The sequence below is a fragment of the Pseudomonas sp. PS01303 genome, assembly GCF_029959385.1.
Lineage (GTDB): Bacteria > Pseudomonadota > Gammaproteobacteria > Pseudomonadales > Pseudomonadaceae > Aquipseudomonas > Aquipseudomonas rustica.
The window spans coordinates 1-10,246 of sequence record NZ_JASCPK010000179.1 but is presented as its reverse complement, the minus strand read 5'-3'; the positions used below and the strand labels follow the sequence as shown (position 1 = coordinate 10,246).

General features: G+C 58.9%; 7 protein-coding genes. 3 read left to right on the top strand and 4 right to left on the bottom strand.

Annotated elements, in window-relative coordinates:
- Positions 1–131: 131 nt before the first annotated feature.
- The 3 genes from QMX93_RS27600 to QMX93_RS27590 form a co-directional block, all read right to left on the bottom strand.
- Entirely contained in the window at positions 132–2,378 is a 2,247-nt protein-coding gene (locus QMX93_RS27600; RefSeq protein WP_282358679.1) for a TonB-dependent siderophore receptor, read from the bottom strand.
- A 244-nt stretch (positions 2,379–2,622) separates the two neighbouring features.
- On the bottom strand, positions 2,623–4,374 hold the full coding sequence (locus tag QMX93_RS27595) for a phosphoethanolamine transferase CptA (RefSeq protein WP_282358678.1): 1,752 nt from the start codon (positions 4,372–4,374) through the stop codon (positions 2,623–2,625).
- 208 nt (positions 4,375–4,582) lie between these two features.
- Positions 4,583–4,765 carry a DUF6026 family protein gene (locus QMX93_RS27590; RefSeq protein ID WP_212549414.1) on the bottom strand — a complete coding sequence of 61 codons (183 nt, stop codon included), beginning with the start codon at positions 4,763–4,765 and terminating at the stop codon, positions 4,583–4,585.
- A 275-nt stretch (positions 4,766–5,040) separates the two neighbouring features.
- Between QMX93_RS27590 and gnd the strand changes: the two genes are divergently transcribed.
- The 3 genes from gnd to QMX93_RS27575 are packed head-to-tail and all read left to right on the top strand — an operon-like array spanning position 5,041 to position 8,368.
- Complete coding sequence (gnd, locus tag QMX93_RS27585) at positions 5,041–6,021, top strand: phosphogluconate dehydrogenase (NAD(+)-dependent, decarboxylating) (RefSeq protein WP_008082539.1); 981 nt, start codon at positions 5,041–5,043, stop codon at positions 6,019–6,021.
- Positions 6,018–7,541 carry a glucose-6-phosphate dehydrogenase gene (zwf, locus tag QMX93_RS27580; protein ID WP_282358676.1) on the top strand — a complete coding sequence of 508 codons (1,524 nt, stop codon included), beginning with the start codon at positions 6,018–6,020 and terminating at the stop codon, positions 7,539–7,541. The genes gnd and zwf overlap by 4 nt, the downstream gene beginning before the upstream one ends.
- Complete coding sequence (locus QMX93_RS27575; RefSeq protein WP_282358674.1) at positions 7,538–8,368, top strand: HAD family hydrolase; 831 nt, start codon at positions 7,538–7,540, stop codon at positions 8,366–8,368. The genes zwf and QMX93_RS27575 overlap by 4 nt, the downstream gene beginning before the upstream one ends.
- A gap of 220 nt (positions 8,369–8,588) precedes the next feature.
- Here the strand turns inward: QMX93_RS27575 and nhaB are convergent, their stop codons facing one another.
- Positions 8,589–10,091 (bottom strand): sodium/proton antiporter NhaB, encoded by a 1,503-nt coding sequence (nhaB, locus tag QMX93_RS27570; RefSeq protein WP_282358673.1) that lies wholly within the window; start codon positions 10,089–10,091, stop codon positions 8,589–8,591.
- Positions 10,092–10,246 lie beyond the last annotated feature (155 nt).

Sequence of the window (10,246 nt, the reverse complement as noted above, 5' to 3'; positions counted from 1 at the left end):
CGCAGCGGCCCCTCTTTTGATCTGAAAGAGAAGGGGGCCTGCTGCGCAGGCCATCGGGGATAAATCCCCTCGCCACAGATAACCCCCCTCACCACAGTATTTCTCCCACCACTGGTTTTGTGTCGTTAAGACTAAAGCTTCCAGTCCAGACTCAGCGTCACCGTGCGCGGATCACCCCAGAACACGCCGTTGTAGAAGCCGACATTGTCGTAATACTTCTCGTCAAACAGGTTGTCGACGTTCAGCGACGCCGACACGTGCTCATCGAATTGATAACGCGACATCAGCTTGACCACGGTGTACGCGCCCTGATGAATCTTGGTGTTCTCAGTGATGAAATCACCATTCGCCTCACGCCCGACCGGTCGATCAGCGTAGTCGAACATCGCACTCTGCCAATTCACCGCACCGCCGACCGTCAGCGCCTGCCAATCCCCCGGCAATCGGTACGCCGTCGATACGCGCAGCATGTTCAACGGCGAACTGGTATTGGTGCGCTGTTTGTCGCCGTTAACCGAGTGGGTATAGGTGTAACCGGCCGTCATGTTCCAGCCAGTCATCACTTCGCCAGACACTTCCGCTTCGAAACCGTTGACCTTGTTGCCCTTGCCGCCAGACTTATAAAACTCTTCGCCGCTAGCCGGATCCGGTGGTACCGAATCGTCGAGTTCGGCCACGTTGTCCTGCTTACTCCAGAACACCGCTGTCGCGACGTTGAGGCGTTCTTCCAGCAGACTGCCCTTGAGACCGACTTCGTAGTTACTGCCCACCACCGGATCCAGGTAGTTGCGGCTGCTGTCGCGGTAACTCTGCGGTTTGAAAATATCGGTGTAACTGGCGTAGACGGTGTATTCCGGCGTCAGGTCGTAGAGCAGACCGGCGTACGGCGTCCAGATGTCGTTCTGGCGCTGAGTGGTGCTGTCGACACTGGTCAGTTGCAGGTTCTCGTCATAGTAACGATCGTCCTTTTTGCCTTCCCAACTGCCATAGCGGCTGCCGATCACCGCGTGCAGTTCATCGGTCAGGCTCAGGCGCGTGGCGATGTAGCCGGCCTTCTGCCGGGTGCTGCTGCGCGAGCCGGTGCGGCCGGTAACGGTGTCGGAGAACTTGGCTATATCGCCCATGTATTTCCAGTCACGAATGCTGTCATAACCCTCAGGCACCGTGCCCGCGACGATGGACGGGGAATACGAACGGTGATTCGCCTCGCCGTAACCGAGCATCATTTCGTGCTCACGGCCGAGCAGGCTGTACGGGCCGGACAGATTGAAGTCGTACACATTCATTTTCTGGTTGCCGAGCATATGGCCCCGGTAGGCGTACATGCCGCTGCGATCGGCTTCCGGGAACCCGGTGCCGCCGTAATAAACCTTGCCGTCGACATCGCTGTCGCGGTGGGTATAGGCGGCTTTCAGGTGCCAGCCACCGGCCAGTTGCTGATCCAGCGTGGCGAACGCGGTTTTATCGCGCAGTGGCCACGAACTCCATGACGTCGCCATGTTGGTCGAACGACCGAGCCCGGCCTTGGTGCCATCGGCATTCCAGTACGGCAGGGTGCCCCAGGAGGTGCCCTGAACCTGTTTGTCCTGATAGTCATAACCCACCGCCAACACGGTGGAGTCGGTCAGATCCGCCTCGAGAATGCCGTAGCCGACTTCGCGTTGCAGGGCGTAGCTGTCGCGGAACGACTGGCTGTCGCGATACGCCAGCACCGTACGCCCGCGCAAACGACCATCGAAGGCCAGCGGGCCACCGACATCGACGTAGCTGTAGTAATCGTCATAACTGCCGCCGCTGACCCCGGCCAGCGCCTGCCATTGAGCCGTCGGGCGTTTGCGCACCATGTTGATCGTCGCCGAAGGGTCGCCAGCGCCCGTGGTCAGGCCGGTAGCGCCGCGTACCACTTCGATGCGGTCGTAGATGATGGTGTCGGCATCGGTCTTCATCCGGTCGAAGGTGTTGAGCATCCCGTCGATCTGGAAATTGTTGATCGAGTAGCCGCGCGACGAATAACCGACCCGATCCGAATCGTTGTGCTGCACGACGATACCCGTGGTCTGGCTCATGGCTTCGGACAAGGTACCGAGTTTGAAATCGTCCATTTGCTGACGGGTGACCACGGACACAGATTGCGGGGTCTCCTTGATCGACAGGTTCAGCCGGGTCGCGGTGCTCATGGCGCCGGTGGTGTAGGCATCGGTGTTTTCGGTGGTGGTGCCCAAACCTTGGGCGGTAACGTTGGTCGACGCCAGTTCGAGCGCCGTAGAGGCAGATTCTGGCTGTTTTTCAACGTCTGTTTCGGCCAGCAAGTCAGGGCTCAGTGCAGCACCGCAGAGGCCGAGGGTCAGGGTCATGGAACGGGTGATAGGCGCGAACATCGCAGCCGACTCCTTGTCTTCGAGGGGAAATATCCTTTGGTTCAAAGACGAAGAGGGCGGATGCGATTTAGTAACAAACAAGAAATATTATTATTTGAAGATGTTTCAAAACCCTGTAGGAGCTGCCGAAGGCTGCGATCTGTTGATCTTGTCTTCTTAAAAACAAAGTCAAAAGATCGCAGCCTTCGGCAGCTCCTACAGGGGAATGTGGGCATGAAAAAGGGGCCTTTTTGGCCCCTTTTCGTTAATGCTGTTGCGCCACTTCGGGTGGTGCCTCTGCAGGTTTTTTCGGCTTCATCAAGCTGAAGTCGATCAAGGCACGTTGCTGCTTCTCATACGGGTTGCCGATCAACAACGGGCGCGGCTTGAAGCTGTCACTCACCAGGCTCTTGCTGCGATCCAGCTCATCGGAACTCAAACCGGCCAGATCCGCCCAGGTATGGATCAGGTGCGAGCTGCTGTAAGGGCGATCCAGATCAGCGGCGAAGTTCCAGTTGTGGTTTTCACGCCACTTTGGCGATGCCCACGCCATGAACGGAATGGTGTACATCGGCGCGGTCGGTTTGTTCTCGTTACGGCCCAGCGTGGTGTGGCCGACCGAGTCGAACACGTCTTCACCGTGGTCGGAGAGGTACAGCAGGAATCCGTTCGGATCGGACTTGGCGTAGTCCTTGATCAGGCTCGATACCACGAAGTCGTTGTACAACACGGCGTTGTCGTAGCTGTTGTAAGTCGGCACCTGATCGTCACGCACGCCGGCCGGTACGCCGGTGCGATCCTGGAACTTGTCGAAGCTCGGTGGATAACGGTACTGGTAGCTCATGTGCGTGCCGAGCAAATGCACGACGATCAACTTGCGCGGTGCCGGATCGGTCAGGGCCTTGTTGAACGGCTCGATCACGTCGCCGTCGTACTGCGCGGCGTTCTGATTGCGGTTGTTGTTCAGGTACACCTGCTCGTCGGCCTGCTCGGAAAAGGTCGTGAGCATGGTGTTGCGCTTGGTCATGGTCTGCTGATTGGTGATCCAGAAGGTCTTGTAACCGGCCTGTTTCATCATGCTGACCAGCGACGGCGTCGACAGGTACAGATCCGGATTCTCTTCATCAGCGAAGGTCAGCACTTGCTGCAAGGCTTCGATGGTGTAAGGGCGCGGGGTGATGACGTTGTCGAACACCGCGAGCTGATCTTTGAGCTTGTCCAGTTCCGGCGTGGTCTTGCGCGGGTAACCATAAAGGCTCATGCGCTGACGGTTGGTCGACTCGCCGATCACCAACACCAGGGTTGCAGGCTGATTGGCCGACGCGTCCTGCAGGTTTTTCAGCGGCGGAATCTTGCTCGCGCTGTGCAGCATGTCCTGCATGTCGGCGAGGGTGTTGACGTAGCGGTGATAGGCCACGGCCATTTGCCACGGCACGGCCGGCTCGATGCGGGTTTCGAACTTCTCGAAGCCTTCAGTGAAGCTGCCGGTGCGCATGGTTTGTTTGATCAGCGGGTAGCCAGCCACTGCAATCACGATCGCGGCGGCAGCCACGTAGGCACGGCCACGCGGCATGTACACCGGGCGCAGACGCGTCCACAAAAAGTAGGCGAACAGGGTGTGAGCAAGGAACGCCGGCACCATCCACCACGCAAAGTACTGGGTCATGTACTCGCCCGCTTCAGAGATGTTCGACTCGAACATGATGAAGATGACGCTTTGCGAGAATTCTTGCTGATAGATGAAGAAGTAACCGAGGCTGGCCATCGAGCAGGCCCACAGCACCACGCCGATCACGGCGGCAATCAGTTTCGTGCGCTTTGGGAACAGCAGCATCGGCGCCAGCCAGATTGCGCTCATCACAAACGCCTGACGGAAACCGGTGAAACCGGAGGTGCCGGTCAACTGGATCAGCAGCTGGGTAATACCCGAGAAGTACCAGAAGAAAACGAACAGCCAGAGAAAACCGGCCCAGTCAAAACCTGTCGCAGTCGTTTTGCTGCGTTTGAACAATGCCATTCAGCACTCCAGCTCTGTTTCACAACCACCGCCGGAACGCTTCATGAAACGAGAGCATGAAACCGACGAACGGAGGCCGAACGCGAACGCCCGGCCAGAATGCGCCGGAGTATGGGCAAGGCAATGTGAAAACTTTGTTAGTTGCGAGTTACAACAGGAGGTGAATCATGTCGGGAACGACACAGGCCGTTCCCGAAAGAGGCGGGGATCAAGCGTTGGGCGCGCGAAGGACAACCGGCAGCGGCTTGGACGCGGGGCCCTGAGTCAGCGCGCGCAGCTGCGCCAGCTCCTGTTTCAATTGGTCGCGCTCGTCTTTCAACTGGCGCAATTCATCGCGACGGATTGTCACGTACAGGGTTTGTGGCGGCATCGCTGTGTGTACTGTGCCCATTGCTCACCTCGCAAATGGCGTGTCTCAACTGTAAACCACCCCCGTTTTTGGGGCAGTGACTTACTATCGGCGCCAATTTTGATTTCTTTCGCCTATGAATGGAACTTTTTTATTTTTCATGGTCGGTGTGTCTTCGCCACGTTTCGGGGCGTTATCAGTCTGGATCGGGCACAATGCCCGGAAACTTCATCGCAACGCTCTGGACTAACCTCCTATCAGTCGCGTTGGGCTATAACCAATGACACACATTTATTTGTAGTAAGGAGCATCAGCACATGCAACTCGGGATTATTGGACTGGGCCGCATGGGCGGCAATATTGCGCGGCGTCTGATGCTCAACGGTCACACCACCGTTGTTTACGACCGCAATACCGCTTTCATCGACAACCTGGTCGCCGAGGGCTCCACGGGCGTCGCCGACTTGCCGGCACTGGTTGCCGGTCTGGCCAAACCGCGTGCGGTCTGGGTCATGCTGCCGGCCGGCGCGCCGACCGAAGACACCATCAACACCCTGAGCACACTGCTGGAGGCCGGCGACACCATCATCGACGGCGGCAACACCAACTATAAGGATGACATTCGCCGGGCCAAGACCCTGAACGAGAAGGGCCTGCACTACATCGACGTCGGTACCTCGGGCGGCGTCTGGGGCCTGGAGCGCGGCTATTGCATGATGATCGGCGGCGACGCTGAAACCGTGCAGCGCCTCGACCCACTGTTCGCTGCACTGGCGCCGGGCATGGGTGACATCCCGCGCACCAAGGATCGCAAGTCCGATGATCATCGTGCCGAGCACGGCTACATCCATGCCGGTCCTGCCGGCGCCGGGCACTTCGTGAAGATGATTCACAACGGCATCGAGTACGGCATGATGGCCGCGTTCGCCGAGGGCTTCGACATCCTCAAGACCAAATCCAGCGAGCGCCTGCCGGAAGATCAGCGTTTTGATCTGAACGTGGCCGACATCGCCGAAGTGTGGCGTCGTGGCAGCGTGGTGTCCTCGTGGTTGCTCGATCTGACGGCTGATGCGCTGGCCAGCGATCCGAAACTCGACGGCTTCTCCGGTTCGGTAGCGGACAGCGGCGAAGGTCAATGGACCATCGAAGCGGCCATGGAACAAGCGGTGCCGGTCCCGGTGCTGTCCAACTCGCTGTTCTCGCGCTACCGCTCACGCGGTCAGGGCACCTTTGGCGACAAGATTCTTTCGGCCCAACGCTTCGGCTTCGGCGGCCATGTGGAGACACCGAAGAAATGAGTCATACGATCCGCAAGAAATCCAAGGCAGAACCCGCTCCACCGACCACGCTGTTCCTGTTCGGTGCCCATGGCGACCTGGTCAAGCGCTTGCTGATGCCTGCGCTGTACAACCTCAGTCGCGACGGCCTGCTTGACGAGAACCTGCGGATCGTCGGCGTTGACCACAACGCCATTACCGATGAGGCCTTCGCGCAAAAGCTCGAAGACTTCATCCGTACCGAAGTGGCGGCGAAGGTCGGCAAGGGCGATCAGATGCTTGATCCGGCCTTGTGGGCCAAGCTCGCCAAAGGTATCAGCTACGTCCAGGGCGACTTTCTGGACGACAGCACCTATTCCGCGCTGGCGGCGAAAATCGCCGACAGCGGCACTGGCAATGCGGTGTTCTATCTGGCCACCGCGCCACGTTTCTTCAGTGAAGTGGTGCGCCGACTGGGCGCCGCGAAACTGCTGGAAGAAACGCCTGAAGCGTTCAGAAGGGTGGTGATCGAGAAGCCGTTCGGCTCCGATCTGCACACCGCTGAAGCATTGAACGCCTGTTTGCTCAAGGTGATGTCCGAGAAGCAGATCTATCGGATCGACCATTATCTGGGCAAGGAAACCGTGCAGAACATTCTGGTCAGCCGGTTCTCCAACAGCCTGTTTGAAGCATTCTGGAACAACCATTACATCGACCACGTGCAGATCACCGCGGCGGAAACCGTCGGTGTTGAAACCCGTGGCAGTTTTTACGAACACACCGGTGCGCTGCGTGACATGGTGCCCAATCACCTGTTCCAGTTGCTGGCCATGGTCGCCATGGAACCGCCGGCCGCGTTCGGCGCCGATGCGGTGCGTGGCGAAAAGGCCAAGGTAGTCGGCGCGATTCGTCCGTGGACGACCGAAGAGGCGCGCGCCAACTCGGTTCGCGGCCAGTACAGTGCCGGCGAAGTCGATGGCAAAGCCTTGAACGGCTATCGCCAAGAGCCCAACGTTTCGCCAGACAGCACCACGGAAACCTACGTGGCGCTGAAAGTCATGATCGATAACTGGCGCTGGGTCGGCGTGCCGTTCTATCTGCGCACCGGCAAGCGCATGAGCGTGCGCGACACCGAAATCGTCATCTGCTTCAAACCGGCGCCTTATGCGCAGTTCCGTGACACCGAAGTCGACGAGTTGCAGCCGACTTACCTGCGCATCCAGATCCAGCCCAACGAAGGCATGTGGTTCGACCTGCTGGCGAAACGGCCGGGGCCGGCGCTGAACATGGCCAACATCGAGCTGGGGTTTGCCTATAAGGATTTCTTCGAGATGCAGCCGTCGACGGGTTACGAAACCCTGATCTACGACTGCCTGACCGGCGATCAGACGCTGTTTCAGCGCGCCGACAACATCGAGAACGGCTGGCGCGCCGTGCAACCGTTCCTCGATGCCTGGCAACAGGACGCGAGCGTGCAGACTTATGCTGCCGGTGACGATGGCCCGCAGGCCGCCGAAGACCTGCTGACTCGCGATGGTCGCGTCTGGCATGGCCTCGGATGAGTGACCTGCCGAAACAACCCATCCGTTTTCTGCTCAGTGACATGGACGGCACGCTGTTGCTGCCCGATCACACGCTGAGCCAGCGCACCATCGATGCGGTTCGTGCCTTGCGTGAGGCGGGCGTGTTGTTCAGCCTCGCCACCGGGCGTCCACCGAAAGCCATGTTGCAGCAGATCGAAGCTTTGGGCGTTGATCTGCCGACGGCGGCATTCAATGGCGGCACCATCGTCAATCCGGACGGCAGTTTGCTGGCCGCGCATTACTTGCCGGCCACCACCGCGCTGATTGCACTGGCGACGTTCGCCGATCAGCCGGACGTGGAAATCTGGGTGTTCAGCGGCGGCGACTGGCTGCTGAAGGATCCGCACGGGCCGATGGTGCCGCGCGAGCAGCATGGCCTCGGCTATCCGCCGGTGGTGGTTGAGAGTTTCGAGCCGTATCTGGAGCACATCGACAAGATCGTCGCGACCAGCAACAACACTGAACTGCTGATCGAATTGGAAGCGCGCTTGATACCGAAGGTCAACGGCATGGCGCAAGTCTCGCGCTCGCAACCGGTGTACCTCGACGTGACCGCGCTGGAAGCCAACAAAGGCACCGCACTGACGACGATTGCCGAGCACCTGGGCATCCCGCTGGAACAGACCGCCGCGATCGGCGATGGCGGCAACGACCCGGCGATGTTCCATTGCGCCGGATTATCGATTGCCATGGGTCAGGCTGAGGACGCGGTAAAGCGCCAAGCCGACGTAGTCACCGCCCCCAACACCGAAGACGGCGTCGCCCAAGCCATCGAAAAATACATCCTCCCAACCCAAAACCTGTAGGAGCCGAGCTTGCTCGCGAAGGGGCTGTGTCAGACAACGCATTTGTCGAATGACACACCGCTTTCGCGAGCAAGCCCACTCCCACAATTTTATTTGGCGTTTGCCAACCCAAACCTGTAGGAGCCGAGCTTGCTCGCGAAGGGGCCGTGTCAGACAACACATTTGTTGAATGACACACCGCTTTCGCGAGCAAGCTAAGCTCCTACAACGTGCAGGGTGGTTAGAGCCAGTAGCTCACGGCGTACCAGCCCAGCAGCCCCATGACGACGGTGTACGGCAGCGCCATCCACACCATCCGCCCGTACGACAAGCGCACCAGCGGGGCAATCGCTGAGGTCAGCAGGAACAGAAACGCCGCTTGGCCATTTGGCGTCGCCACGCTCGGCAGGTTGGTGCCGGTATTAATGGCAATCGCCAAGGTCTCAAAGTGCTCGCGGCTCATATGCCCGGCGAGGAAGGCTTGTTTCACTTCGGTGATGTAAATGGTCGCGACAAACACGTTGTCACTGATCGCCGACAGCACGCCGTTGGCGATAAACAGCATCCCCGGTTGTTGCTCGACCGACAGGGCCAGCACCCACTGAATCAGCGGCGCAAACAATTGCTGATCATGAATCACCGCCACCACCGCAAAAAACACCACCAGCAATGCGGTAAACGGCATCGCGTCCTTGAACGCGCTACCGAGACGATGCTCATCGGTGATCCCGGTAAACGCCGTGATCAGCACGATCACCATCAGACCAATCAGGCCGACTTCGGCGACGTGAAACGCCAGGCAACCAATCAAAATCAGTGCCGCCGCACCTTGCACCAGCAAAGCGGCGCGTTGACGCGGGGTACGCTCGGCATCGTCTTCGGCGGCGTAATCGGCCAGTACCGCGCGCACGTTGTCCGGCAGTAGCGTGCCGTAACCGAACCAGCGCAGTTTTTCCAGCAGCACGCAGGTCACCAGACCGGCCGCCAATACCGGCAACGACACCGGCGCGACCTTGCTGAAAAACTCGCCAAAGTGCCAACCCATTTCATGGCCGATCAACAGGTTTTGCGGCTCACCGACCAGCGTGCAGACACCGCCCAGCGCCGTGCCGACCGCGCCGTGCATCAACAGGCTGCGCAAAAACGCGCGGAATTGTTCGAGATCGTCGTGATGCAGTTTGGGTAGGTGCTGATCGTCGGCAAACTCGCTGTCCTGACGCGGATCGTTGCCCGAGGCAACGCGGTGATACACCGAATAGAAACCGACCGCCGCACTGATGATCACAGCCGTAACGGTCAAAGCATCAAGGAACGCCGACAGGAACGCCGAGAGAAAGCAGAACATCAACGCCAGCGCGGCTTTCGAGCGAACCCCCAGCAACAGCCGCGAGAACAGGTACAGCAGCAGATCCTTCATGAAGTAGATGCCCGCCACCATAAACATCAGCAGCAGAATCACCGGGAAGTTGTGCACCAGTTCATCATAGAGAGCCTGCGGCGTGGTCATCTTCAGCAGCAGCGCTTCGATCAGCAGCAGGCCGCCCGGCATCAGTGGATAGCACTTGAGCGCCATGGCCAAAGTGAAAATGAATTCGATCACCAGCAACCAACCGGCAGCGACCGGGCCTGCGGTGAACAGCACCAGCGCATTGAGGATCAGAAATCCGACGATGGTCGCCTTATACCAACGTGGCGAATGCCCGAGAAAATTTTGCGCGAACGCCTGGGCCATTGAACCGGACATCGGTTGCTCCTTGTCTTAAGAAGCGCGCAAGTTGCCGCATGTGTCGAGCAAGTTCAAGTTGTTAATGACTTGGCCCGGCCTTCCTTTGTAGGAGCTGTCGAGTGAAACGGGGCTGCGATCTTTTTACTTTAAAGATAGCAACCACGTTTGACTCG